At 55.5% G+C, this 24,385-nt stretch carries 24 protein-coding genes; 18 read left to right on the top strand and 6 right to left on the bottom strand.

The window, feature by feature from the left end:
- Window positions 1-42: 42 nt before the first annotated feature.
- Window positions 43-399, bottom strand: coding sequence for a LytTR family transcriptional regulator DNA-binding domain-containing protein (locus tag MJ257_RS04270; protein ID WP_240268067.1), 357 nt, complete (start codon window positions 397-399; stop codon window positions 43-45).
- A 215-nt stretch (window positions 400-614) separates the two neighbouring features.
- Here MJ257_RS04270 and MJ257_RS04275 point away from each other — a divergent pair, with 215 nt between their 5' ends.
- On the top strand, window positions 615-1,667 hold the full coding sequence (locus MJ257_RS04275; protein WP_240268106.1) for a lactonase family protein: 1,053 nt from the start codon (window positions 615-617) through the stop codon (window positions 1,665-1,667).
- 89 nt (window positions 1,668-1,756) lie between these two features.
- Complete coding sequence (locus MJ257_RS04280) at window positions 1,757-2,833, top strand: AI-2E family transporter (RefSeq protein WP_240268068.1); 1,077 nt, start codon at window positions 1,757-1,759, stop codon at window positions 2,831-2,833.
- An 88-nt stretch (window positions 2,834-2,921) separates the two neighbouring features.
- Here MJ257_RS04280 and MJ257_RS04285 read toward each other — a convergent pair whose 3' ends face one another.
- Window positions 2,922-3,443, bottom strand: coding sequence for a hypothetical protein (locus MJ257_RS04285; RefSeq protein ID WP_240268069.1), 522 nt, complete (start codon window positions 3,441-3,443; stop codon window positions 2,922-2,924).
- A 159-nt stretch (window positions 3,444-3,602) separates the two neighbouring features.
- Between MJ257_RS04285 and MJ257_RS04290 the strand changes: the two genes are divergently transcribed.
- The 7 genes from MJ257_RS04290 to MJ257_RS04320 all read left to right on the top strand — a co-directional run bounded on the left by MJ257_RS04290 (window position 3,603) and on the right by MJ257_RS04320 (window position 13,581).
- Complete coding sequence (locus tag MJ257_RS04290; RefSeq protein ID WP_240268107.1) at window positions 3,603-4,625, top strand: FUSC family protein; 1,023 nt, start codon at window positions 3,603-3,605, stop codon at window positions 4,623-4,625.
- A gap of 194 nt (window positions 4,626-4,819) precedes the next feature.
- The gene (helD, locus tag MJ257_RS04295; protein WP_240268070.1) at window positions 4,820-7,195 is read left to right on the top strand and encodes an RNA polymerase recycling motor HelD; all 2,376 of its coding nucleotides are present in this window, start codon (window positions 4,820-4,822) and stop codon (window positions 7,193-7,195) included.
- Between the two features lie 83 nt (window positions 7,196-7,278).
- Window positions 7,279-8,544 carry a bacillibactin exporter BcbE gene (gene bcbE / locus MJ257_RS04300; RefSeq protein ID WP_240268071.1) on the top strand — a complete coding sequence of 422 codons (1,266 nt, stop codon included), beginning with the start codon at window positions 7,279-7,281 and terminating at the stop codon, window positions 8,542-8,544.
- Between the two features lie 144 nt (window positions 8,545-8,688).
- Window positions 8,689-9,375 (top strand): ribose-5-phosphate isomerase RpiA, encoded by a 687-nt coding sequence (rpiA, locus tag MJ257_RS04305; protein WP_240268072.1) that lies wholly within the window; start codon window positions 8,689-8,691, stop codon window positions 9,373-9,375.
- Window positions 9,360-9,794 (top strand): GNAT family N-acetyltransferase, encoded by a 435-nt coding sequence (locus tag MJ257_RS04310; protein ID WP_240268073.1) that lies wholly within the window; start codon window positions 9,360-9,362, stop codon window positions 9,792-9,794. Before rpiA ends, MJ257_RS04310 begins: the two co-directional genes overlap by 16 nt.
- A gap of 179 nt (window positions 9,795-9,973) precedes the next feature.
- Window positions 9,974-10,423, top strand: a complete 450-nt coding sequence (locus MJ257_RS04315) for a MarR family winged helix-turn-helix transcriptional regulator (protein WP_240268074.1) — start codon at window positions 9,974-9,976, stop codon at window positions 10,421-10,423.
- On the top strand, window positions 10,420-13,581 hold the full coding sequence (locus MJ257_RS04320) for an MMPL family transporter (protein ID WP_240268075.1): 3,162 nt from the start codon (window positions 10,420-10,422) through the stop codon (window positions 13,579-13,581). The genes MJ257_RS04315 and MJ257_RS04320 overlap by 4 nt, the downstream gene beginning before the upstream one ends.
- 76 nt (window positions 13,582-13,657) lie before the next feature.
- Here the strand turns inward: MJ257_RS04320 and MJ257_RS04325 are convergent, their stop codons facing one another.
- Window positions 13,658-14,335: a tetratricopeptide repeat protein gene (locus tag MJ257_RS04325; RefSeq protein WP_240268076.1), complete on the bottom strand. Its 678-nt coding sequence runs from the start codon at window positions 14,333-14,335 to the stop codon at window positions 13,658-13,660.
- 111 nt (window positions 14,336-14,446) lie between these two features.
- On the bottom strand, window positions 14,447-15,019 hold the full coding sequence (locus MJ257_RS04330) for a hypothetical protein (RefSeq protein WP_240268077.1): 573 nt from the start codon (window positions 15,017-15,019) through the stop codon (window positions 14,447-14,449).
- A gap of 151 nt (window positions 15,020-15,170) precedes the next feature.
- Here MJ257_RS04330 and MJ257_RS04335 point away from each other — a divergent pair, with 151 nt between their 5' ends.
- The 4 genes from MJ257_RS04335 (at window position 15,171) to coaD (ending at window position 17,897) form a co-directional block, all read left to right on the top strand.
- Window positions 15,171-15,878, top strand: a complete 708-nt coding sequence (locus tag MJ257_RS04335) for a glycoside hydrolase family 73 protein (RefSeq protein ID WP_240268078.1) — start codon at window positions 15,171-15,173, stop codon at window positions 15,876-15,878.
- A gap of 197 nt (window positions 15,879-16,075) precedes the next feature.
- Window positions 16,076-16,486, top strand: a complete 411-nt coding sequence (locus MJ257_RS04340; RefSeq protein ID WP_240268079.1) for a hypothetical protein — start codon at window positions 16,076-16,078, stop codon at window positions 16,484-16,486.
- A gap of 302 nt (window positions 16,487-16,788) precedes the next feature.
- Window positions 16,789-17,388 carry a 16S rRNA (guanine(966)-N(2))-methyltransferase RsmD gene (rsmD, locus tag MJ257_RS04345; protein WP_240268080.1) on the top strand — a complete coding sequence of 200 codons (600 nt, stop codon included), beginning with the start codon at window positions 16,789-16,791 and terminating at the stop codon, window positions 17,386-17,388.
- Window positions 17,385-17,897 (top strand): pantetheine-phosphate adenylyltransferase, encoded by a 513-nt coding sequence (coaD, locus tag MJ257_RS04350; protein ID WP_240268081.1) that lies wholly within the window; start codon window positions 17,385-17,387, stop codon window positions 17,895-17,897. Before rsmD ends, coaD begins: the two co-directional genes overlap by 4 nt.
- 13 nt (window positions 17,898-17,910) lie before the next feature.
- Here the strand turns inward: coaD and MJ257_RS04355 are convergent, their stop codons facing one another.
- Window positions 17,911-19,134 carry a nucleoside recognition domain-containing protein gene (locus tag MJ257_RS04355; RefSeq protein WP_240268082.1) on the bottom strand — a complete coding sequence of 408 codons (1,224 nt, stop codon included), beginning with the start codon at window positions 19,132-19,134 and terminating at the stop codon, window positions 17,911-17,913.
- Between the two features lie 176 nt (window positions 19,135-19,310).
- Here MJ257_RS04355 and MJ257_RS04360 point away from each other — a divergent pair, with 176 nt between their 5' ends.
- On the top strand, window positions 19,311-20,339 hold the full coding sequence (locus tag MJ257_RS04360; protein WP_240268083.1) for a SepM family pheromone-processing serine protease: 1,029 nt from the start codon (window positions 19,311-19,313) through the stop codon (window positions 20,337-20,339).
- A 38-nt stretch (window positions 20,340-20,377) separates the two neighbouring features.
- Here the strand turns inward: MJ257_RS04360 and MJ257_RS04365 are convergent, their stop codons facing one another.
- Entirely contained in the window at window positions 20,378-21,622 is a 1,245-nt protein-coding gene (locus tag MJ257_RS04365; protein WP_240268084.1) for a nucleotidyltransferase, read from the bottom strand.
- Between the two features lie 185 nt (window positions 21,623-21,807).
- Here MJ257_RS04365 and MJ257_RS04370 point away from each other — a divergent pair, with 185 nt between their 5' ends.
- The 4 genes from MJ257_RS04370 to plsX all read left to right on the top strand — a co-directional run bounded on the left by MJ257_RS04370 (window position 21,808) and on the right by plsX (window position 24,380).
- Window positions 21,808-22,329, top strand: coding sequence for a YceD family protein (locus MJ257_RS04370; RefSeq protein ID WP_240268085.1), 522 nt, complete (start codon window positions 21,808-21,810; stop codon window positions 22,327-22,329).
- A gap of 60 nt (window positions 22,330-22,389) precedes the next feature.
- Window positions 22,390-22,563 carry a 50S ribosomal protein L32 gene (gene rpmF / locus MJ257_RS04375; protein WP_009222962.1) on the top strand — a complete coding sequence of 58 codons (174 nt, stop codon included), beginning with the start codon at window positions 22,390-22,392 and terminating at the stop codon, window positions 22,561-22,563.
- 250 nt (window positions 22,564-22,813) lie between these two features.
- Window positions 22,814-23,410: a transcription factor FapR gene (gene fapR / locus MJ257_RS04380; RefSeq protein ID WP_240268108.1), complete on the top strand. Its 597-nt coding sequence runs from the start codon at window positions 22,814-22,816 to the stop codon at window positions 23,408-23,410.
- A complete protein-coding gene (plsX, locus tag MJ257_RS04385) occupies window positions 23,394-24,380 on the top strand; it encodes a phosphate acyltransferase PlsX (protein WP_240268086.1) in 987 nt (328 codons plus the stop codon). Before fapR ends, plsX begins: the two co-directional genes overlap by 17 nt.
- Window positions 24,381-24,385: the final 5 nt, after the last annotated feature.

A 24,385-nucleotide genomic window follows, 5' to 3' on the forward strand; every position in this document is an offset into this window, starting at 1 on the left:
TTTCTTTGGCCGTTTGGCATGGCAGGATTTCCATGGCGGAGGTTAATTGACCCCGGCGGTTACCTTGCCGCGCTGTGACGGAATCAGCCGTTTCATTTGCTCCAGATTGCGTCTGGGCACATGAATCGTCTTGATGCCGTGCCGTTCATCCCGGAACCATACGACGTTGTCGCGAATTTCGGAGACTTGGGACAGGTTGACGTAGCAGTTCGTGCTGATGCGATAGAAGCGAGGGTCCGAGATCAGCTTCGAGGTCTGTTCGGCGGATAATCTCTGTTTAATACTGTAATTCCGTCCATGGAAGCAAACCAGTCCGTGAGCTCCGATCTTGAAGAAATACGTCTCGTAAGGATTGAGATCCTCGTAGACGCCTCTTTCTTCGAGTCCGACGTTCATCATTCCAAATCCCCCTTTAGAAGATGCTTTCGGAAGCGCTTACAGTATATCATATTTTAACCAATTTGGGTAGGTGACCGATTTATATTAAAAATTTTATATTTATCCGGCCGAGACTGGACTTTTAGGTCCTTTTACGAAAAAATAGAGGGGATGCCATTCAAAACAAGCTTCTTATAAAGGAGGAAATTCACTTGTCAGCGCCACAACCTCGATTGATGTTATTTGTGGGATCGTATGCCGAAGCGGGCGATCCCGGAGTTTATGCATATGAAATGGATACGGCCAGCGGCGAGATTCGTCTCATGGATCAAGCCTCCGGTTTGAAGAACCCCACCTTCCTTGGCGTGGACGCGGAGCGCCGCAAGGTTTATGCGATTTCGGAAACGACCAAAGAGGGAGACCGGATCGGCGAAATCGTCGCATTCGACGTGGATGATGCAGGCAAACTGCACGAATTGAACCGGGAGGTCACCATCCGCCCTTCCTCTTCGCATATTCAACTCGACCGGAGCGGCCGGTATGCCGTCGTGTCGGGTTATCACGGCGGGAACGTCGGCCTTGTGGAGATTCAGGCAGATGGAACTGTTGGCCGATTGGTCGACGAGCGTCAGCATGAAGGCCAAGGGGCCGACCCGGTGCGTCAGGACCGTCCGCATCCCCATTCCGTCGCCTTCAGCCCGGATAACCGGTTTGCGTTGGTCGCCGACTTGGGACTGGACCGCATTGTCGTCTATACGTTCGAGCCGGAAGCCGGCCGACTGGTTTTCCGGAGCGAGGCAGCTACCCCGCCGGGGGCCGGTCCGCGTCACCTCGCCTTCCATCCGAATGGAAAATGGGTATATTCCATCAATGAGGTGAATTCCTCGCTGTCCCTCTTTTATTATGATGAAGCGACCGGGCAGTTGGCCTTGCAGGACACGGTGCCAACTCTTCCGGCGGGTTATGCCGGGGATAACACAACGGCAGAGGTCGCCATTTCGGCGGATGGCCGGTATCTCTACGGTTCCAATCGCGGCCATGACAGCTTGGTGCAGTACGCAATCGATCCGGGGAGCGGACGTCTTACGCTGGTGGAGCATGTCTCGAGCGAAGGCGGACATCCACGTCATTTTGCGCTTTCCCCGGACGGCAAGCATCTGATTGCGGCGAACCGGGACGACAATGTGCTGGCCGTCTTTGCGGTAGCGCCCGATAGCGGCCGCTTGACGTTTACCGGCCGAACCGTATCCGTATCCAAGCCGGTCTGCGTAAAGCCGGTATGGTTCTAGAAGGATTTATTTGCAATGTGGCAGAGGCTCGCTTAAGATTAACGCAGGGGATTAATCTCCAGTAAACATGAAGGAGCCGGTTCTGACTCATGACGTTTTTTAAGGAATTGTTTCAAATGGCGGGATTCCGCAGGGTGCTTGCCCTGCTGTTTGTCGTTATCGTATTGTATTTCGCCCGAAGTATGCTGAACATGCTGCTGATTACGTTCATTCTAACGTATCTCATCAATCGGCTTCATAATTTTATCAGCCGGAATGTGGCCAAGGTGATTCGCGTCAACCGAACCGTCACCGTGCTGTTAATCTACGTCGTGTTGATTACGCTGCTCGGCTCCGCGATTTACTACTATATGCCGGTGCTGCTTACTGAACTGACCGACCTGGTCAACCAGGTGATCTCCTTCTATTCCAATCCTCCGGTGCTGCCGGATAATCCGATCCTGAATTACATTGTTGAATATTTGAAAGATATCGATTTATCGGCTTATATCAACAACGGGTTCGATTTCCTGCTCAGTACGCTGACGGATATCGGCGAATGGAGCTTGAATCTGTTCATCGCGATCGTCCTTAGCTTGTTTTTCCTGCTGGAAAAAGAGAAGGTCACGAATTTTACCGTCTTATTCCGGGAAAGCCGGATTGGCGGGCTGTTCAAGGAACTGGAATACTTTGGAAGAAAGTTTGTTCAATCCTTCGGCAAAGTGATCGAGGTGCAATTTTTGATTGCCCTCGTCAATGCGGCCTTATCGACGATTTTTCTATGGATTTTCGGATTTCCGAACCTCATCGCCCTGGCGATCATGATCTTCCTGCTAGGCCTGGTCCCGGTCATGGGCGTCATCATTTCGCTGATCCCGCTTTGCGCGATCGCCTTCAAAATCGGCGGGTTGGTCAAAATCGTTTATGTCCTGATCATGATCGCCGTTGTTCATGCGGTCGAGACATATTTCCTGAACCCGAAATTCATGTCCAACAAAACCCATTTGCCGATATTCTTCACCTTTCTCATCCTGCTGGTCTCCGAGCATTTCCTTGGGGTCTGGGGATTGATCGTGGGCGTTCCGATCTTTATCTTCCTGCTGGATATCGTGGAGGTTCCCGTGGGCGTTCATCCGTCCGCAGCGGTGAAAATCGCGGCAGAATCGGGTACGCCGGATAAGGAGTAATCCTCGAATGTAAGACGAGGCAAGACGCAAAACCGCTGGGCTGACCATAAAGGCAGCCCAGCGGTTTTTTCATGAACCTACGCTCCCATCAGTGAGGAAGGTGGTTCCAGTTGATCTGGTTGTTCTGGTAATCCGCCGTAGGATGTCCCGGCTCGCGGTCTTTCCAGGAGCGGTGAATGACTTTCTTTAGCTTGTCCGGGAGCTTGGCTTTGATCTTATCCGCCTTGGTTCGGTCGATTTTGCCTTCGGCCAGCGCTTTGTCGATATTGCGGTTCGCCGATTCGGTCAGCTTCTTCAGGTATTCCTCTTCGCTCCAGCCCTTCTCGGCCTGTACGATCTGCAGCAGCGTTTTCCCTTGCTTCAACTGCTCGACCAGCGCCTTCGGTTCGATGCCTAGCAGCTCAGCCGTATCTTTGACGATATGACCGCCGCGGAAATGTCCGTGCGGTGGGTGCTTCGTTTCCGTTTGCGACGGATTTGGGCTCACCTGCTGCGGTTGATCCGCCGGTGCGCTTGTATCCGCGTATGCGGTACCCGCCGAGGCAGCCGAGCCGGCTGCGAGCAGGAGAGCAAGGGTCAATTTGCCGGCCATCGGTTTCAAGTTCTCCATAAACATGGACTTTTTTCACCTCTTCGTTTAGAATAATTTGGTCCTTGCCTTCATCAGTTTTGACCAAAAAAACGCAGGATATCTGAAACGAACCTTAATATTTCTTAAAATTTCGCTTAAAATAAATGGAATGTGTCGTGGAACGTAGGGGGAATGGAAGTGACATTTGGTGCCAGAATGCTGAAAACGGGAGTCGCGGTTACATTGGCTCTATATGCCGGCGTTCTACTGGGGTTATCTTCGCCGGTCATCGCGGCGATCGCCGCGATTTTTGCCATGCAGCCGACGATTTATCGTTCATGGCGTTACTTGATCGATCAACTGCAGACGAATACGCTGGGGGCCATCTTGGCGATGCTTGGGGGCATGGTGTTCTCGAACGAACCGATCGCGGTAGGTCTCGTTTGCATTATCGTCATCATGATCTGTCTAAAGCTAAAAATGGGGGATACGATCGGCATTACGCTCGTTACGGTCGTTTCCGTTATGGAGGCTTCAGGCCAGTGGGAATTTGCGTTGAACCGGTTTTTGCTGAGCTTGATCGGTATTTTTTCCGCTTTTATCATCAATATTGCCCTGTTTCCGCCCAAACCGAAGGTGCAATTCGAGCAGCAAGTCCGGCAAACGTTCGATCGGCTGTCGCTGCTGCTGCGTACGGCCATCTCCGACGAGATCAAAGAAGCGGTCTTTCGGGCCGATAAGCGGGAGCTGGAGGATACGATCACCCAATTGGCCGATAAGTACAAGCTGATGGAGGAGGATCAGAAGAAAATCAAGGCGCCGAAATTCAGCGACCATCGACAGCTCGTGGTGTATAAGCAAATGTTGCGTACGCTTCGCAAAGGGTTCGAGGTGCTGGATGCGGTGGAGCAGCATTATTTCCAAGCGGCCCGTACGCCCGAGCTAAACCGGGAATTCGACGAGCATCTGGAGAAGCTGACGAAGTTCCATGAGCATGTCATGCTGAAGTTCGACGATAAGCTGAAGCCGGGCTACAGCGAATCGATGCAGTTCGAAACGGAAAACGACGAGTTTCTGCGACGGATGCTGGACCGGTATGCGGCGGAGCGGACAGGCGTGCTGCGCTTATCCATCGTGTCGGCCGAGATGTACGAATATGGGCATCAATTGGAGCGCCTGAACCGGTTGGCCGATCATTCCGCGACAGGTGCCGGCGATTAATCGATACCAAATGAAAAAAAGTCCTGCCGTTGAGGCAGGACTTTCATGTCGGAAATCCGCAAACATAGATTGATAAGTAAGGATCTTCTTGGTACAATAAAAAATGGACTGCAAACTATATGATGATAGTCGCAATCAACCTGAGTCAATCTTATCACATTTTTAAATGATTGTCAATAGATCGGCTGTGGAAGATGCAGAAGCCATTCAAGGGAGCGATTCAATTGGATCATACAGATCAGGCTTGGCAGGAAGAGCAACGCCGCGTGGAGTACGTGGCCGACCAAATCGACGCCAGAATTCGGAAGCTCGAGCGGGAGGTCGGCAGCGTTCGCGGGGACGTCGTGGAGATGCGGAAAGACTTTTGGGACGAGGTGACGGTGAATTTCAGCGAAGCGGATGATGTCGGCGAAACGTCCACCAGTTTGCGGCAGCAATCCCAGGTGCTCGCGGAGCGGGAAAAAAGCCATCAGCATGCGTCCATCGCGCTGGGGAAGATGAAACGTCTGAAGCAATCGCCTTATTTCGGCCGAATCGACTTCGCCGAGGACGGCGAACCGGAAGAAGCCATCTATCTCGGGATTGCTTCGCTGCTGGAGGAGGGAGATGAGACGTTCCTCGTCTATGACTGGCGGGCGCCGATTTCCAACCTCTACTATGACAGCGTCCCCGGTCCTGCGTCTTATGAAACGCCGTCCGGCACGATCACGGGGACAATGTCGCTGAAACGCCAATTCGTGATCCACGGCCGCCGCATCAAGCTGATGTTCGACACCGGCGTCACGATCGGAGACGAGCTGCTGCAGCAAGTATTAAGCCGCAGCTCCGATGCGCAAATGAAGAGCATCGTGGCCACGATCCAGCGCGAGCAGAATAAAATCATCCGCAACGATCGCAGCCGAATGCTGATCGTGCAAGGGGCGGCCGGGAGCGGCAAGACGTCGGCCGCCTTGCAGCGGGTGGCTTACTTGCTCTACAAGCACCGGGAGGTGTTGCAGGCTGACCAAATGATCTTGTTCTCGCCCAATCCGATGTTCAACAGCTATGTATCGACCGTACTTCCTGAACTAGGCGAAGAAAACATGCAGCAAACGACGTTCCAGGAGTACCTTGAGCACCGGCTCGGGAGGGAATTCCAGCTCGAGGATCCGTTTGTGCAGATCGAATACGTGCTTTCCGCTCCCGAAGATGATGCTTATCAAGCTCGTGTCGACGGAATTCGCTTTAAATCATCGGTGCAGTTTTTGCATGCGATCACGCGGTATAAGGAGCTGCTGGAGCAGAAAGGGATGATTTTTAAGCCGCTGCGCTTTCAAGGGAAGGAAATTGTCGGCGCGGAGGAAATTGCCCGGCAATTTTATGCCTTTGACCCGGCGATCCGTCTGGCAAACCGCTGCGAGCTGCTGAAAGAATGGCTGCTCAAGGAAGTCGCTGCCTTCGGCAAATCGGAACTGGATCAGCCTTGGGTAGAAGAACAAATTCAGTTGCTGGATACGGAGGATTATCAGCGGGCTTACCAGCGCATGCGCCGCAAGCAGCAAGGCAAAGGAACCTCGTTCAGCGACTATGAGGAAGAGAAGACGATCCTGGCCAGAATGGTTGTCAGCGACCGTCTCAAGCCGCTCCGCAAATGGGTCAAATCGCTGCGGTTCGTAGATGTGACGCGGCTGTATATGCAGCTCTTCAGCGATCCGTCGATGATCCGCGAGGTCAATCCGGAAGGGCTTCCCGAACGTTGGGAAGACATCTGCGACCAGACGCTGCGGAAAATTGCGGAGGGCGAGCTTTTCTATGAAGATATAACGCCTTTCCTCTATTTAAAAGAGCTGCTGCTCGGTTTCCGGTCCAACACCTCGATTCGTCACGTCATCATCGACGAGGCGCAGGATTATTCGCCGTTTCAGCTGTTCTTCCTGAAGCGGCTGTTCCCTCGGGCCAAAATGACGGCCCTTGGCGATTTGAACCAGGCGATTTATGCCCATGCCTCGGTGCTTCAGCAGTCTTCGGTGCTCAGCGATTTGTACGGAGCGGAGGAGAGCGAGCTGATTACGCTGGAGCAAAGCTACCGTTCCACACGCCAAATCGTCGAGTTCACTCGCGAAATGATTCCCGGCGGGGAGGCGATCGTTCCGTTTAATCGGGAAGGCGCGATGCCTGAGGTTCACCTGGTCGGCGATGCCGACGAGCTTCACGTTTCGTTGGAGGCAACGATCGGCCAGCTGCGTGTGGACGGATACGAATCGATTGCCGTGATTTGCAAAACGGCGGAGGAAAGCTTGGAGGCTTACGAACGGCTGAGCGCCAAGTTGCCGGCCAAGCTAATCAAGAAAACGACGTTATCCTTTGAGAAGGGGGTCCATGTCATTCCGGCGTATCTGGCCAAAGGCGTGGAATTCGATGCGGTCCTGATTTATGACGGATCGGACCGGAGATATACGAGGGAAGCCGAACGGAAGCTGTTTTATACAGCCTGCACGAGAGCGATGCACCTGCTGCGCGTATATTCCATCGGCGAACCGAGCCGATTTGTCCAGGAAGCCGCGAAATCAACCTATACGCTGCTTCCTTAAAGGGCGGTATAATTTCGGCGAAATGAATCACACTAACCGGGTCTGTTTTAAACTTCTTTCGTGAAGGGTGGCCTGATGGTTAGATGGTCGGCAAAAAAGGCGATTTGATTGCTTTGGCATCCATACCGCTTATCATGACGCTAGGGAATTCCATGCTGATTCCGATTTTGCCCCAAATTGCCCGCGAGCTTCATGTCACCTCCTTTCAGGTAAGCATGCTTATCACCGTATATGCTGTGGTGGCCATATTGCTGATCCCGATTGCCGGCTATCTCTCCGATAAATTCGGCCGCAAAGCGATCATCGTCCCCAGCTTGATCGTCGCGGGGATCGGCGGCTGCATTGCGGGGGTTGCGGACTGGTTTACGGATGGGCTTGCCGTATACTGGATGATTTTGGGCGGCCGTTTCCTGCAAGGGATCGGGGCGGCCGGCGCCTTTCCGATCGTGCTGCCGCTTGTCGGCGACCTGTTTGAAAGCGAGGAGGAAGTCAGCCATAATCTGGGCGTGATCGAAACCTCCAATACGTTCGGCAAAGTGCTAAGCCCGATCTTAGGCGCGTTGCTCGGCGCCTGGATTTGGTATGCGCCGCTCCTGTCGATTCCGGCGCTGTGTCTAATCTCGCTGCTGCTGGTGATCATTTTGGTACACGAACCCAAGGATCGGGAGAAAGCCAAACCGCTCCGCGAATTCGTTTCTTCCGTCAAAAGCGTGCTGAAGCAAAAAGGCCGCTGGTTGTATGCCATCTTTTCGATCGGCTGCATCTCCATGTTCCTGCTCTTTGGCGTGCTGTTTTACCTGTCCGAGCAGCTCGAGACGAAACACGGCCTGAACGGCGTGATCAAAGGGCTGGTTTTGGCAATTCCGCTTGCGGCCTTATGTTTGGCGTCTTTCATTACCGGCAAAAAAATCGGTAAAGACAAAAAGCTGATGAAATGGTCTGGCGTTGCCGGGCTGATTCTATCCACCGGCGCATTGTTCGGCATCGGCTTTTTTAACAATATCTATTTTGTGATCGCTTGCCTCATCGTCTGCGGGTCTGGCATCGGCATCGTACTGCCCAGCTCCGATGCCTTGATCACCGAGGGAATCGACAAGGAGATGCGCGGCACGATTACTTCAATCTACAGCAGCATGCGCTTTATCGGCGTATCGGCGGGGCCGCCGGTGATGTCGCTGTTGATGAAGGCGGGGCACATGACGATGTTCTTCGTCATCGCCGGGGTTTCACTGGTGGCGGTCATCCTGCTGCTGACCCTGGTTAAACCCGAATCGGGGCGCGGCGGGGCGGTCAAGCCGAAAGAGCCCCGGAAACGAGCCAAGGTCGCAAGACCCTTGCACCAAGGATAATTTGGCCACTCACAGCAGCGGACCTTCGGGTTACGCTGCTGTTCTATTGTCCGGGCTTTTTTGGTATGATAGGAGCGAAGTGCCGCTGAGCAGATGAGACCAGCGGGCAGGGCAACGAATCGTGATGATTTTGGAGGGGTAGACATGAATGCCAAACAGGCGGCGGGTTACCGCGCTGCAGAATGGGTTAAGGACGGAATGACGATAGGTCTCGGCACAGGGTCGACGGCTTATTACGCGATCGAGAAAATCGGAGAGATGGTCGGGAATGGACTTAAGATCCGCGCGATTGCAACCTCTAAGGCTTCGGAGGAGCTTGCCGCGAAATATCGTATCCCGATGATTCAGGCGAAGGACGTGGACCGTTTGGATCTGGCTATCGACGGGGCCGACGAGGTGGATCCGCAAATGGCGTTGATCAAAGGCGGCGGCGGAGCTTTACTCCGGGAGAAGCTGGTCGCCATCAACAGCGACCGTTTTATCGTCATTGCCGACCAGGGCAAGATGGTTTCCAGCTTGGGGCGTTTCAAGCTGCCGATCGAACTGGTTCCATTTTGCTACGAATGGACGCTGCGGGAGCTGAAAAGCCGTTACGACGTCCCGTTCGAAATGCGGATGCAAGGGGACCGGCTGTACGTTACCGACAACGGGAACTACATCGTGGATGCGGCCTTCGGCCAAATCGCCGAACCTGCCCGATTAAGCGATGAGTTGAAGGCGATGACGGGCGTTGTCGAGCATGGATTGTTCGTCGGAATCGCGCAAACCGTCGTAATCGGTTATGAAGACGGCCGTACGGAAATCAAGGAGGCTCCATGTTCAAACCAATAAACTCGCGGGTGGACGAGCCGGCGATTCGCGAATTGCTGGAATGCGCGGTCGTGTTCGATCCGGATGCGCTGGAAGCGGCGGCTCGTTTATACCGGAATGGCGATGCCTATAAGCTGTACGGGTACGAGGAGGAGAACGGATATGCGGGAATCATCGGTTTTCGCGTGAACGCTTCGCGAACGCTCGAAATCACCCATCTTGCCGTCCATCCGGAACAACGGATGAAAGGATATGGCCGTGCTTTAGTGCTGCTCGCCCTTACGGAAGCCGGTCCGGAACGGATGGAGGCCGTCACCGATGAGGAAGGGGCGGATTTTTTCCGCAGCATCGGGTTTCAGATTACCGGGCTTCGGGATGAAGCTTCCGGGGAAGAACGGTTTCGCTGCATTTATGAAGTAGATGAGAATGACGAGGAATAACGGGCAACTAGATTGAAGGCTGCGGGGGAAACCCTGCGGCCTTCTTTTTATGAGAAGGGGATTTGTGCAAAAAGATATTTGACTTTCAGGGTACAATCGCCTATAGTTTCATTGTCGAACTATTTTACTATAGAACTAACTGGACGAGTTTGGTTCAAAGAGACAGGGGGGATTCGGAGGTGAATCTTGAGTCGAAGCAGCTGATCGAGCGGTACATGGCGGCTTATTTCGAGGTCACCAAACGGCTGAACGGGCAAATCCGCGATATTATTCAAGAGGATATCACCATGGAGCAATTTCAGATTTTGAAGTATATCGCCCCCCGCGGCCGGTGTACCTCAACGGAACTGGCAGATACTTTTGCGGTAGGCAAAAGCTCCATCACCGCCATGATCACGCGGATGGTCGATAAGGGGTTTTTGCACCGGACCCGGGATGAGGAGGATCGCCGCGTCGTTTACTTGACCATGACGGAGCAGGGCAGACACAATTACGACGTCGTTCAGGAGCAAATCATGAACACGGTCTCGACGTATTTAGTGCATTTCGATGCGGACGAGGTGGAAGGATTTATTAGCGCTTTTGAGAAATTAGCCAGACTGATTGGCGAAGGGAGTTCGGGGAAATGAGATTCATACTGAAGGCAAGATGGTGGATCTTGCTGCTGTGGATCGCTCTGGCGGCCACATTGATGTTAACGGCGCCTTCCATGGCGGAATTGGTACGGGAGAATGGGGAAATTACCGTTCCGGACGGTTATTCCTCCTCTGAAGCTTCCGCCATTCTGGCGGAAGTGGCCGAGATGAAAGGCGGAGCGAAAGAGACACAGATCGCCCTCGTCTTCCATGACAAGGCAGGCATCGACGATGCCGATCAGAAAGAAATCGAGCAAGGAATTACTGCATTAAGCGACCATATGAAGGAGATCGGTATCGCTTCGATCACCGATCCGTACGGAACGCCGGAAGCGAAGGATAAGTTGATATCGAAAGACGGCAAAACGGTGTTAACCTCCTTGTCGGTGCTCGACGAGCAGCGTCCGCTCAAGGAGATCGAGCAGGATATCCATCAAAACCTGGATTCGTTGAAGGTCGAGCACTATTTGACCGGGCAAAAGCAGATCAATGAGGATATGGTCGTCAGTTCGGAGCAGGGTCTGAAGAAATCGGAATATTTCACGGTCATCTTTATTCTATTGATCCTGTTCGTCGTATTCCGCTCCGTGGTGGCGCCGTTCATTCCATTGCTGACGGTCGGACTCAGTTATCTCGTGTCCCAATCCATCGTCGCGTTTCTGGTAGATTCGGTAAATTTCCCGATCTCCACGTACACGCAAATCTTTATGGTGGCGGTCATGTTCGGGATCGGGACGGACTACTGCATCTTGCTGATCAGCCGCTTTAAGGAAGAGCTGCAGCACACGGACGACCAATGGGAAGCGATCGTCCAAACGTACCGCAAGGCGGGGAAAACCGTATTTTTCTCCGGGCTGGCCGTTCTGGTCGGCTTCTCAACGATCGGCTTGTCGCAGTTCATGTTGTACCGCTCGGCGGTTGCCGTAGCCGTTGGCATCGCGGTGATGCTCTTGGCATTGGTAACGGTCGTGCCGTTTTTCATGGCCGTGCTGGGGACCAAACTGTTCTGGCCGGTCCGCGGCTCGCTGGAGCATAAGGAAAACCGGTTTTGGGGCGCCATCGGTTCCTTCTCCTTGAAGCGTCCATGGGCAGCGCTGCTGATCGTTGCCGCGGTGACGGTGCCGTTCCTGATTTCCTACAGCGGCAATGTTTCCTTCAACAGCATGGAGGAAATCGGGGATGAATACGAATCGGTCAAAGCGTATAACATTATTTCCGAAAGCTTCGAACCGGGCGAATCCTTGCCATCCACGATCGTCATTAAGAACGACGAACGCATGGATAATGCGGAGTATATGGCGTTATCCGAAAAAATCAGCCGCGAAGTAGAGAAAACGGACGGCGTGGCGAGCATTCGGGGCATGAGCCGTCCGACGGGCGAAATTCTTAAGGATTTCGCTTTGAGCAATCAGGTGAAGACCGTCGGCGAAGGATTAGGCGAAGGCGGGGAAGGCCTGGGCAAAATTCAAAACGGGTTGTCGGAAGCCAGCCAGGCGCTGTCGGAAAACGCACCGAAGCTCAAGGAAGCCGCCGACAGCACCGGTAAGCTGGTGGACGGCACCGCGAAGCTTAAAGACGGAATCTCCCAGCTGTCCGGCGGTCTAACCGCGATCGAGAAAGGGATTCGTGACGGTTCGGTTGGCGCGGGCCAGCTGAAGCAAGGGCTGCAGCAAGCGCAAAAAAGCGCTGAGGACCTCGCGAACGCCCAAAGTCAATTGCTTGGATCGTATCAGCAATTGGCTCAAGGCGTCACCGGCCTGGGCGGCGGTCTGACGCAAATTCGCGAACAATTGGGCGCGGCCTCGCAGGGTTTAACCGCCTTGACCGCCCGTTTCTCGAGCTTGGAGGGCAAGTTCCCTGAATTGGCTTCGGATACAGATTATTTGACCATTCGCGGTACGGTGACGGAGACCGGCAAAGGGCTGGGCCAATTGACTGCCGGACTGCAGCAAGCCGAAGGTCAGCTTGGGCAAGTGGCTGCGGGCCTGAACCAAGCGAACCAAGGTTATGCTCAAGCGGCAGCCGGCGGAAAACAGCTGGCTGCCGGTTTGGACCAGATCGTCGCTGGTCTGGCGAAGCTGCAATCCGGCCTCGTACAGGCGGCCGACGGCCAAGGAAAGATCGTCGGCCAGCTGCCTGAAGTTGAAACCGGCTTGGCGCAAATTCAAAACGGGCAAGAACAAATTCAAACCGGGTTCAGCCAGTTCTCCGGCCAAATCACGCAGTTGACCGACGGGTTGGACCAAAGCGTTGACGGCCTGGCGCAAGTGTCCGGCGGGTTAAATACCGCGAAGGATTACCTGACGGAGGTCGGCAACACCGACAATGGGCTGGACGGCTGGTACGTCCCACAGCAAGCGCTCGAAAACGAGCAAATCACGCAGGTGTTCGATACGTATCTATCCGCGGACCGCAAGGTGATGAAGCTCGAGGTCGTTTTCTCCAGCAATCCTTACGGTCGGGAAGCCATCGACCGGGTTGGTGCGGTGGAATCCGCCGTACAGACGGCGGTCAAAGGGACGCAGCTGGAAAACGCCAAAATCGCGGTCGGCGGCGTATCCAGCACGTTTAACGACCTCAAGACCATTTCGGGCAACGACTATACACGCACGGTGATTCTGATGCTGGCCGGGATCTTCATTATCCTGGTACTGCTGCTTCGCTCGCTGGTGATGCCGGTGTATATTATTCTGTCGTTGGTGTTGACGTTTTACGCTTCGATTGGATTTACGGAATGGGTATTCGTCGACATCTTCGGCTACTCGGGCGTAAGTTGGGCGACGCCGTTCTTCGGGTTCGTCATGCTGGTGGCGCTGGGCGTCGACTACAGTATCTTCCTGATGGACCGCTTCAACGAGAACAAGGAGTGGAACGTCGGCGATGCGATTTTGCATTCGATGCGCAACATGGGGACGGTCATTTTGTCCGCGGCGATCATCCTTGGCGGAACGATGGCGTCGATGTACCCATCCGGCGTCATGTCCATGCTGCAAATCGCCACGCTCGTGTTGTCTGGCTTGGCGCTGTATTCGGTCATCGTTCTGCCGTTCCTCATCCCGGTCATGGTGAAGATGTTCGGGCAAGGCAACTGGTGGCCGTTTCATCGCCGGATCGGCGAGAGCTCCGAGCGGGGAAAAAGCATAGAACTGTAACGTAGATCGAGGCACAAAAAACGCCGGCTTCTATCCAAACGGAGAGAAGCCGGCGTTCTTTTTTTCATCGTAAACCTTACCCCAACGTTCCGCGCTTAAGGAAGCTGCGCAGCGCCCATTTTCGCTCCTGGCGCTTCTTATATTTCGGCAGGGAGCGATAGACCGCAATCGATTCGTTAAAGGCCTGCTTGGCCTCCTCTTTGCTGCCCAAAGACTGATAAAGGCTGCCAAGCAAGTAATAAGCTTCGCTGGATGAGGATTGGATTTCGCCGAACCGGGCGGCGTATTGCAGCGCCTTCTGCGGGTCTTGTTCCCGGAAGGCGGAAGCCAACCTTAAATAAGGTTGTCCGTACTTCACCCGTTCATTCAAGCTTAACGCATGCAAAATATGCGCTTCGCCTTCGTCGATCCGTCCGAGACCCAAGCACGCCGTCCCTAGATCATCCCAAAATTCCGCCGACGTCTCGGAGGCGTCCTTTGCTTCTTCCAGCAGCCGATGCGCCTCGGCATATTTCTTGCGTTCCAGCAGCAAGCGGGCAAGCTCGCGTTTGGCGGAAACGTCGAAAGGGCTGGCGGCTAACTGCTGCCGAAGCCGCGAGATGCTGCGGCTGCGCTTCAAGGGCTTGCCCAGGCTCGGAAATAATCCGACATAACGCCGATCGATGAAGTAAAGGATCAATAGCAAAACGAGAATGGCGAGAAAAGGATTGCCCAGCAGCCAAGATAAGAACAGAAACAGGAATATCTTACTCATTCAAGTCCCCCACCCATGACATCATAATTTCCAATTATAACACAGGGGAAGGAGGACGAGGCAAAAAATGAGAAACAGCCGCCCGTGGAGGCGGCTGAATACCGTTTCTCGTTATTGGAAGCTGCGCATCGAACCTGCGGAGCCGACCGAGCCTGTGCCGGTGATCGAGCCTGTGCCCTGTGAGCTCATGGAACCCATGGAGCCTGCGGCACCCGACCCCATGGAGCTCATGGAGCCAACGGACCCGGAACCGATGGAGCTTAGCGAACCGGCGCTTGGCGTGCTCGGAATGTGGCTGTTGATGGCGGAGCCGAAGCTTCCGATGCTGCCGCCGCTGAAGCCGCTTTGACCGATGCCTTGCGTGCTGTAGGAGGTTTGACCAACGTTCGGCTGCGAATAGCTTGTGCCGATCCCGGACATCGAGTTTACGCTGTGTTCAAGCTGTCCCGCGATTTGCGCCACGCGTTGGAACTGTTGCATTGCCGTTTGATGCCCATGCAGCGCCGTTTGGATGGTTTGTACCGCTCTGCGCTCGCGCTGCGCCAATTCCTCCAACTGCATCGCGTTTTGCTGCTCCTGTTGCAGCATTTGCTGGTACATCATCGTGGCCTGACGGGTTTGCTGCTCCAATTGGCGCATCGTTTGTTCGATTTCGCGAATTTGCTGACTGACGTTGTTGTACATTAGCTGAAAATCCTCCTCGAGATAGGTTAGGTTGTGAAACCATCGTTAGGTTACCCTTCGGACCTGCGGCTATGCATCCTTGAACCGGCAAGGTAAAGGTCCAATCCCTCGTCCAAAGGGGATCATAAACTATAGGTGGAGGTGATCGCGAATGGACAAAAACGAGTTTATCGGTAAAATCGCTCCCCTTGCCCTCGCCAGCTCGGAGGAAAGCGGGATTCCGGCCTCGCTGACGATCGCCCAGGCGGCTTTGGAATCGAACTGGGGCGCCAGCCGATTGGCCGTTGAGGGCCATAATTTGTTCGGGCTCAAAGGCAGCGGTCCGGCGGGAAGCTTGATCGTACCCACAACCGAATACCGGGGAGGAAAAACGGTGACGGTTAACGCCGCCTTCCGCAAATATCGGTCCTGGGCGGAGTCGATCGCCGACCATGCCCGTTTATTATCGGCTGCCCGCTATGCCGGGGCGGTTCGGAAGACGGGGCCAGAGGCGGCGCGGGCTGTCGCTTCGGCCGGGTATGCCTCGGACCCGCAATATGCGAGCAAGCTGATTCGTTTAATGGATACCTTTAACTTGACCCAATATGATGAAGCGAAGGGAGATGAACCGATGACCGCGGAAGAGAAGGAGCAGTTCGAATCGCTCCAGGAAACGGTTCGCGCGCAGGCGAAGCAAATCGCCGACCTGGAGAAATGGACCCGGCCCGGCATTCCCGACTGGGCAAAGGAAGCGGTGGCAGCTGCGGTGAATTATAGTAAAGAGGATCCGCTGCTGAAGAACCCGGAGCAGGGCAGCGTTGATTTTTACCGGATCATCACCGTGATGCACCGCCGGGGGTTGTTTGACAGAAAGGGATAAGCGCAACTACCGGTTTGGATCGACATGACCCGTGCGGTTGTATTCCGACTTTTCCGGTGGTACGATGGGTTGGCAGATGAAGGAACCGCCGTGAAGGAGGGAGTTCGATTCGCAAGGGGTTATGGATAACTGCGGCTGTAGGACTGGTCCTGTTTGCGGCCATCTATACCTGGTGGTATATCGAGAACGTATCTCCGGTGAAGATGACAAAAACCCTGGAGGGAATAGCCTGGTTGGAGGAGGACCTTGCATTCTCACCGCCGGTTCGAATCAAGTTCGACGGTTATTACGACAAGAGAGACGATCAATTTAAAGGCACTGTGGAGATTAACGGGCGGGTTTACTCGGATATGTTTTTGGATAACGGGTATCCTTCGACTCATTTTGAAGGTAAGGACATCAATCATCAAGGGCCGGTTTATTTCGATAGAGATTTGGAGCGCCTGGCTTGGTCCTTACCCCAGTCGGAGCTTCCTCCCGAGCTTACGAATCAGCAGTTTCCCGAAGCGGAGGTTTGGCTGGTTGCTCCGGCATCTTCCAGCGAAGTAGCGAAAAGCTTGCGACAGGAGCTGGAGGATCGCCACTTGCAGAAGCTTGGGCTCAAATAAAAAAAGGACAAAAGCCCTCGTAGGAAACCTTACTACAAGGGCTTTTGTCCGGGCATCCCTTGCGGGACGCCCATCATGGGAGAGGAGAAACCGGACGAAGAGCTTATGGGGAAACGTAAGTCTTCTCCGCGGTTGTCTACGACATTTGGTGATGTCGATAATCTAAGTTTGTCCGGGCAAGGGGGTTTTATACCTCCGACCGCAAAAATTTGTATGATATTTTTCGTTTTTCATTCCAAGGCGGATTATGGTACGATATCGACAGGAATTTTCCAGGCATATAAAGGTGTGTGAACAAACCGATGAGAGTCATTTCGGGCAGCGCCCGGGGCAGATCGCTCAAAGCCGTTCCCGGCATGGGGACAAGGCCAACAACGGACAAAGTGAAAGAAGCGATATTCAGCATGATCGGGCCGTACTTTGACGGAGGCGCAGCGCTGGACTTGTTTGCGGGTACCGGAGGTCTCGGGATCGAGGCGCTAAGCCGCGGCATGGATAAGGCCGTTTTTATCGATAAAGAATTCAAAAGCATTGAAACGGTCCGGCAGAATTTGAAAGCAACCGGGTTCGAAGAGAAAGCCGAAGTGTACAAAAACGACGCCGAGCGGGCGCTGAAAGCCCTCGCGAAACGAAGCGCGGCATTCGACCTGGTGTTCTTGGACCCGCCATACCGCTTGAAACACGGCGATGCGCTGATGGTGCTGATGGACGAGCTGCAGTTGCTCGCGCCGCAGGCGACGGTCGTGCTCGAATACGAATCCTCGTATGCGTATCCTGAACGGTTTGGGCCTTTCCGACAAATGCGCAAAGCGGAATATGGGGAAACCGCCGTTTCGATTTATGCCTACGATTCCGAGCCGAACGCGGTTCAAACCGACGATCAAGGAGGAGCAACAACATGAACGAACAGCGGAAACCGCGGGTGGCGGTCTATCCGGGCAGCTTTGACCCCGTAACGAAAGGGCATATGGACATTATCCAGCGGGCCTCGCGCCAGTTTGACCGACTGATCGTGGCGGTGCTGAACAATTTGAGCAAAAAACCGTTATTCACCGTCGATGAACGAAAGGCGCTGCTCGCCGAAGTCACCGGACATCTGCCGAACGTGGAGATCGACAGCTTCCGGGATCTGCTGGTCAATTACATGGATTATAAGCAAGCCCATGTGATCGTCCGGGGCATCCGCTCCGTTACCGATTTCGAATATGAGCTGCAGTTGGCTTCCACCAACCATAAGCTGAATAGCGACGTTGAGACGATTTTTATGATGACGCACCCGAAATATTCGTATTTGAGCTCCAGCGTCGTCAAGGAGATCGCCAGTTTCCACGGAGATGTCAGCGATCTCGTTCCGCCGGAGGTGGAGAAGGCGCTGCGCGGGAAGTTCAAGGAAAAACTGGGGCCGAGCTAAGGACCCGGCCGGATTAGAGTCTGTCTTGACGCCGCCATAGGAGCGCGATGGACACGAAGCCAAACGTCAGCAAAGTCAGCATCCATAGCTGCCATTCCATCACCCCGAACGCTTGTTGCCAACCAGGCAGCGTGGCGGACGGGGTGTCGCTACCTAAAGGGGCAGGCTTGCCTCCGCTAAAGGCCGGGAGCACGCCCGGCAGCCAACGGGTGAACGGCTTCCACAGCAGCAAAGTGAGGACATAAGCGTAGGCCGCATGCAGCAGGCGGCTCAGCACAAACGACCGTTCGCCGATGCCGGCGGGTCCAAGGATCGCCCGCACCTGCAGATAAGCGCATAAACCGCTCCACCCGAGCGCCGCTCCTAACAGGGAAGCGGCAAGCGCCGGGGGAAGGGACGAAGCCGGCCCGGTAATCGCATAGGAGCCCAGGTGGATTTCCAGTACGCTTTTCACGGCGACGGCAAAAACCTGGTCGGGCAAAGCCAACAGGATCACGTGGATGACGACCGCAAAAATGAGCATATACCCTCCGGTAATCATCAGCGTTTGAACACCGGAAGTAACCGAGTCGCCCAGCAGTTTGCCGAAGCTGCGGCCATCCTCGCGGCGGGCTTCCTCCATGCGGCGCATGGCAAGACGCAGCAAAGGAACGCGGGAATGGGCTTCGCCCGAGTTCGCCGTGTCGGGAGTATTGGAACCGGAGCGGTCCGGGAACACCAGATGCAGCGTGACGCCGGCCGCCAACCCGGCCGCCCAATGCACGGCCAACAGGAGCAGGCCGAAATCGGGACGGCCCACGAACCCTGCGCCGATGACGACGACAATCAGCATCGGGCTGCAGAAATGGGCCGCGGCCGCGAGGCGTTCGGCTTCGCTTGCGGTTACTTTGCCCTGCTTATACAGCGTGACCGCCGCTTCCGCCGCGGCAGGGAATCCGGCCGTCATGCCGAGCGGCAGCACCCAGCCGAAGGAGCCGGGCAACCCCAGAATGCGGCGGGTAAAGGGATCAAGCAATGCGCCAAGTCCGTGGGCAAACCCGGCGGCAAGCAGCATTTGCGACAGAACGACGAACGGCAGCAGGGCCGGAAACACGATCCGCCACCAGATGGCCAAGCCCTCGCCGGAAGCTTTAAACGCTTCGCCGGGGGCATAGACGACGCAGATGACGACCAAGACGGCCAAAAATCCGGTTAACAACGTGGAAAGCGGGCTGGCGGCCAAACGTCGGAAATTCATATGTATAGTTCCACCTTCTTTGTCATTAGATAAAGACCGATAGCAAATCAGCGTATAGTACATGCTATGCATCAGCCGCTAAGGACAGACTACCGGTTTCATGGAGCCGGCATCACAAGGAAGGCGAGCCGTCGGAAGCCGAAGGTTTGCCGTGCACAGGAAGGGAGGAGAACGGGATGCGACCATCCAGAGCCAAGGCGATCAAATCAGGGCTGTACGTCCTGACGATCGCGGTGATCGTTTATGTTGTCGTATACATGTCAACCCCGTATATGATCAATCAACCGGGGACGGCGGAGGAAATCCAACCAATGGTTTCGATCAAGTCGGGGGATGCGGAGGAAAAAGGGACGTTTATGCTGACGACGGTTTCGGTCAGTTACGCCAACGTGTGGATGCTGGCAACCGCCCGCTTCAACAAACATGCCGAAATCGTCCGAAAGGAACCGGACCGCAATGATGAGGAATATGAAACCCAACAGCGTTATTACATGAGCAGCTCCCAATCGAACGCCATCATGGCTGCTTACCATAAGGCGGGCGTCAAATACGACGTCGTCTCGGAGTATGTCTTCATTGTCGGCTTATCCAAAGAAAACCCGCCGAAAGGGGACTTCCATTCCGGCGATATCATTCGTGAAGTGAACGGCCAGCAGGTGAAACGGTTTGAGGATCTCGGGCTCCTGCTGAAAGACGATAAACCGGGGGATCGGGTGAACCTCCGGTTGGAGCGCGGCGGCAAAACCATAGACCTTCAAGCGGAGCTTGTGGAGATCCCGGCGGCCGACGGAGGCCGGAAAGCCGGCTTGGGCGTGACGGTTGGCGAGCTGCGCAAGGTGCAAGCGGCCGATCCGACCAAGGAAGTGCAATTTGCCGATACGCGGATCGGCGGCCCGTCCGCCGGTTTGATGTTTACGCTCGAAATCTACAATCAGTTGACGCCGGGCGATTTGAGTAAAGGCTACCGTGTGGCCGGCACCGGCACGATCGCCGAGGACGGGACCGTTGGAGCGATCGGCGGGGTCCAGTTCAAGATCGTGGCGTCGGACCGGGAGAAGGCGGAAATATTTTTCGTGCCGGAGGCAAACTATAAAGACGCGAAGGCGAAAGCGGAGGAAATCGGCTCGAAGATGAAGCTGGTCCCGGTGAAGAAGCTGGACGACGCCCTGAATTATTTAGCTTCGCTGGAGCCGAAGGCTACATGAAGCCTAAGCGGGGCCGAGCCGGTCTCCCCTTCTTGCCTTTAGAGTTCTTCCAAGCGAAGGGGAGACTGACGGTACTCGCGTTGCAGTTCCTCCGTCCGGCGCTGCGGCATGGCGTTCGCGTAGGCGGCGGCGGCGCGAATGTCGAGGGCGAGCTGCGGATGATCGAGCTCGGCGGCCCGGGTGATGATCGGCAACCGGGCCGTTTGCTTCATCCGTTTCAGCAATTGCTGCCCGGCAGCGCTGAAGCCCAGCACGCGCAGATAACCCGGGCCTTGGGCTAGCGCCGTTGGCGCCAGCAGCTCGCGGGGATGCTGCAAGAGAATGTGCAGCAGCGTGCGCTGCAGCTTCGTATGCGTGTAGCGTTTCGTTTTGAGCTGCGTGAGCAGCTCGGCGACGGTCGGGTTCGACAGGCGGGGCAGCGTTTTTTTGATTCGGTATTCCAGCCCTTCCGTCACTTCGTGAAGGGCGGCGAGCTGCTCCGGCGTAGCCAGGAGCAGCTGGTGGAAGAGCGGCGCGGCCAAGCTCTCCCACGTCACGGGCCCGCGTCCCGCCGCGAACTCGCGGGCGAGGATGTCCGCCGTGTCCGGCGGGAGATACGGTGCGGCCGCGTCGAGGCCGCCGCCGGCGATCAGCCGCCGCACGGCGGTGGCGCTGGCGATGCTCGCGTCCTTCGGCGCGACATCGCCGTGCCCTGCGGCCCGGCGCCGGACGGTGGCCGGCGCGATGCCGCTGCCCAGCCGCCGCAGCGCGATCAGGTAGTGCAGCCCCAAACTGTTGTTGGGCTGCTCCAACAGCGATCGCGCTGCGGCGGCATCGGCGGCGCTGCCGCTGAGCGTGCGCGCGGCCGCTGCGGCGTAGGCCGCGGGGTAGCTCGCCCCGGTGGCGAGCTCCTCCGCGATGGCCGCCCGCAGCGCCTGCGGTTCGGCGGCCAGCCGCTCGGCCAGCGGCTGCAGCGCCGTAAGCGCGCCGGCTTCGCTGCCGAAGCACAGATGCGTCGCGACGCCGGTCGCTTCGAGCAGGGCCACGGCCCCGTAGGCGAACCACTCGGCCGGCTGGGCCGCATAGGCGACCGGCAGCTCCAGCACGACGTCGACCCCCAGGCGGAGGGCCATTTCGGCCCGTGCCCACTTGTCGACGAGCGCCGGCTCGCCGCGCTGCAGGAAATCGCCGCTCATGACGGCGATCGCCGCATCGGCACCGGTAAGCCGTTTGGCTTCGGCGAAATGATAGGCGTGACCGTTATGCAGCGGATTATATTCCACAATGATACCTACGATGTTCAAAGGGTTCTACTCCTTGGGTTCCAGGGATTTTTGGAGGAATCTTTCCCCTATGAATATACCATGAATTTGGCACGGAGCTAAGAGAACGGAGCGTCCGCAGCGTTTTCACCGGAATAACAGCTTTATTGTTGACAAAACTTACTTAAAATCGGTATAATAATTTTTGTTTGTTTGGAGTGATGCTGATGTTTATGAATTTGCGTCAGGTAACCTCGTCCGAAGCCCCGGTGAAGATCCATCAGACTTTGGACGTTAGCCGCGTCGTTAAAGGTCGCAGGGATATTACCGCGATCAGTCCGCTGCAGGTCGATTTGCAAGCGGAAGCTGCCGACGGAGACGTTGTTAACGTCAAAGGCAAGCTGACGACGGAGCTCGACATGACCTGTTCCCGGTGCCTGAAGCCCCTGAAACGGGCTGTACAAGCGGAGTTTGCGGAAAGCTTCAAACAAAGCGATGATCCCGAGACGGACATGCAGGCGCAGGAAGAAGACGAAGACTTGCAATATGTCGCCGACGACAAGGTCGATCTGGTGCCGTATGTGGAAGAAACGCTGTTGCTTCACCTTCCGTATGCCGCCCTGTGCCAGGAATCCTGCAAAGGGCTTTGCCCGAATTGCGGGACAGATCTGAACGAGCAGGAATGCGGCTGCAATACGGACGTGATCGATCCGCGGCTCGCAGCGCTCGGCGATTTTTTCAAAAAATAAGCAAGTAAACACACGAATTAAACCCCGGTTTGGGTTGACTTGATTAAGGAGGTGGGAACCATGGCAGTACCTCAACGGAGAACGTCCAAAACGCGCCGCGACAAACGCCGCACGCATTTCAAATTGGCTGTGCCGGGCATGGTAAAATGTGAACAATGCGGAGAATTGAAGCTTGCTCACCACGTATGCAAAGTTTGCGGAACATACAAATCGAGAGAAATCATCGGCCAATAAGCTTTAGGCATCCAACTCAAAGTAGTACTTCATTTCGGTGAGGTGCTATTTTTTTTGTCTTCACCGGCCTGGCTTCACGTGAGGTTTATGGCAATTTCGCTTTTCTTTTGGGGCGGGATGCTTTATACTACATTTTAGTACCAGGTTCTAAAGAACTTCGCCAAATTTTACATATAACGAATCGTTGATTTTATAGATAGACCATCATTATGGGTTGTTTAATCATCAGGGGGGGATACCCATCGAACGTTTGCCGAAGCGGGCGAGGCAGCAGCAGCTCATCCAAATGATAGAAGCCAATCCGTTTATAACGGACCAGGAGCTGACGCGTCAGCTAAAGGTCAGCATCCAGACGATCCGGCTTGACCGGATGGAGCTCGGCATCCCCGAACTCCGGGAACGGATGAAGCTGATGGCGGAACGGTCGTACGACCAGGTTCGTTCTTTGCCGCTGCACGAGGTCATCGGGGAAATCGTCGATCTGCAGTTGGACAAGAGCGGGATCTCCATCTTTGAAATCCGCGAGGAGCATGTGTTCTCCCGGACGGGCATCGCCCGCGGCCACCATGTGTTCGCGCAGGCCAATTCCCTGGCCGTGGCCGTCATCAACGATGAAATCGCTTTGACATTTTCCGCGGACATCCGGTTTATCCGTTCGGTTCACTTAGGAGAGAAATGCATCGCGAAAGCTTACGTTCGGCCGAGCTCGGGCCAGAAAGGCAAAGCCAAGGTCGAGGTGTTTACTTACGTAGGCGAGGAAATGGTATTTCAGGGGAATTTCGTCATCTACCGGTCCACCGGGGATGACCATCCAGAAGGAGGAAGTCAGCATGAAAATCGCCATTGATGCCATGGGCGGTGACCACGCGCCGCAAAGCACGGTCGAAGGCGCGTTGGCCGCAGCCAAGGAATGGGGCGACATCGAGATCATTCTGGTCGGCGACGAGCAGGTGCTGAAGCCGATGGTGCAAGACGCTCCGGCGAATTTGCGGATCCACCACGCGTCCGAGGTGATCGATGCGGAGGACGAGCCGGTTAAGGCCGTTCGTCGCAAAAAAGATGCGTCGATGGTCGTGGCCGGACGACTCGTTCGCGAGGGCGAAGCCGCGGCGATGATCTCCGCGGGCAACACCGGCGCGCTCATGACGACGGGACTGCTGGTGGTCGGACGGATGGAAGGAATCGAGCGGCCGGCGTTGGCGCCGATGATTCCGACCCTCGACGGACGCGGGGTCTTGGCGCTCGATCTAGGCGCAAATATGGATGCCAAGCCGGAGCACCTGGCGCAATACGCGCTGATGGGCAGCGTTTACCGGGATAAGGTCCACGGGATCGCAAAACCACGCGTCGGGCTGTTGAATGTCGGCACGGAGGCAATGAAAGGCAACGAGTTAACCAAAGCGGCTTTCCCGCTGTTGGAGGCAATGCCGATCAACTTCGTCGGTAATGTGGAAGCCCGGGACGTCTTAACCGGAGCTTGCGACGTGCTGGTCTGCGACGGCTTTGCCGGGAACATTCTGCTGAAATCGCTGGAAGGTACGGCGGGGGCGATGTTTTCGATTTTGAAGAAGGAATTTTCGAAATCCCTTAAAAATAAGCTGGCTGCAGCCGTGTTGATGCCGTCGCTGCGCGGCTTGAAGACGATGATGGATTATAAGGAGCATGGCGGCGCACCGCTTCTCGGCCTTAGCGGTTTGGTCGTGAAGGGACACGGGTCCTCGGACGGCGGCGCGATCAAAAACGCCGTACGCCAGGCGCGCACGGCCCTGCAGAGCAGTCTGACGGAGAGCATAGCACGGGAAATCAGCGGGAAGTGAGTGAC

This window comes from Paenibacillus timonensis, from assembly GCF_022427145.1.
GTDB classification, from domain to species: domain Bacteria; phylum Bacillota; class Bacilli; order Paenibacillales; family Paenibacillaceae; genus Fontibacillus; species Fontibacillus timonensis.

Coding starts and splice junctions, on each gene's coding strand:
- MJ257_RS04275 (WP_240268106.1), top strand. CDS start 615: ATGTTATTTGTGGGATCGTATGCCGAAGCGGGCGATCCCGGAGTTTAT.
- rpiA (WP_240268072.1), top strand. CDS start 8,689: ATGAATGCCAAACAGGCGGCGGGTTACCGCGCTGCAGAATGGGTTAAG.
- plsX (WP_240268086.1), top strand. CDS start 23,394: ATGAAAATCGCCATTGATGCCATGGGCGGTGACCACGCGCCGCAAAGC.
- MJ257_RS04330 (WP_240268077.1), bottom strand. CDS start 15,019: ATGTACAACAACGTCAGTCAGCAAATTCGCGAAATCGAACAAACGATG.
- MJ257_RS04310 (WP_240268073.1), top strand. CDS start 9,360: ATGTTCAAACCAATAAACTCGCGGGTGGACGAGCCGGCGATTCGCGAA.
- coaD (WP_240268081.1), top strand. CDS start 17,385: ATGAACGAACAGCGGAAACCGCGGGTGGCGGTCTATCCGGGCAGCTTT.
- MJ257_RS04325 (WP_240268076.1), bottom strand. CDS start 14,335: ATGAGTAAGATATTCCTGTTTCTGTTCTTATCTTGGCTGCTGGGCAAT.
- MJ257_RS04320 (WP_240268075.1), top strand. CDS start 10,420: ATGAGATTCATACTGAAGGCAAGATGGTGGATCTTGCTGCTGTGGATC.
- rsmD (WP_240268080.1), top strand. CDS start 16,789: ATGAGAGTCATTTCGGGCAGCGCCCGGGGCAGATCGCTCAAAGCCGTT.
- MJ257_RS04370 (WP_240268085.1), top strand. CDS start 21,808: ATGTTTATGAATTTGCGTCAGGTAACCTCGTCCGAAGCCCCGGTGAAG.
- MJ257_RS04280 (WP_240268068.1), top strand. CDS start 1,757: ATGACGTTTTTTAAGGAATTGTTTCAAATGGCGGGATTCCGCAGGGTG.
- MJ257_RS04335 (WP_240268078.1), top strand. CDS start 15,171: ATGGACAAAAACGAGTTTATCGGTAAAATCGCTCCCCTTGCCCTCGCC.
- bcbE (WP_240268071.1), top strand. CDS start 7,279: ATGGTCGGCAAAAAAGGCGATTTGATTGCTTTGGCATCCATACCGCTT.
- MJ257_RS04360 (WP_240268083.1), top strand. CDS start 19,311: ATGCGACCATCCAGAGCCAAGGCGATCAAATCAGGGCTGTACGTCCTG.
- rpmF (WP_009222962.1), top strand. CDS start 22,390: ATGGCAGTACCTCAACGGAGAACGTCCAAAACGCGCCGCGACAAACGC.
- helD (WP_240268070.1), top strand. CDS start 4,820: ATGCAGAAGCCATTCAAGGGAGCGATTCAATTGGATCATACAGATCAG.
- MJ257_RS04285 (WP_240268069.1), bottom strand. CDS start 3,443: ATGGAGAACTTGAAACCGATGGCCGGCAAATTGACCCTTGCTCTCCTG.
- MJ257_RS04355 (WP_240268082.1), bottom strand. CDS start 19,134: ATGAATTTCCGACGTTTGGCCGCCAGCCCGCTTTCCACGTTGTTAACC.
- MJ257_RS04270 (WP_240268067.1), bottom strand. CDS start 399: ATGATGAACGTCGGACTCGAAGAAAGAGGCGTCTACGAGGATCTCAAT.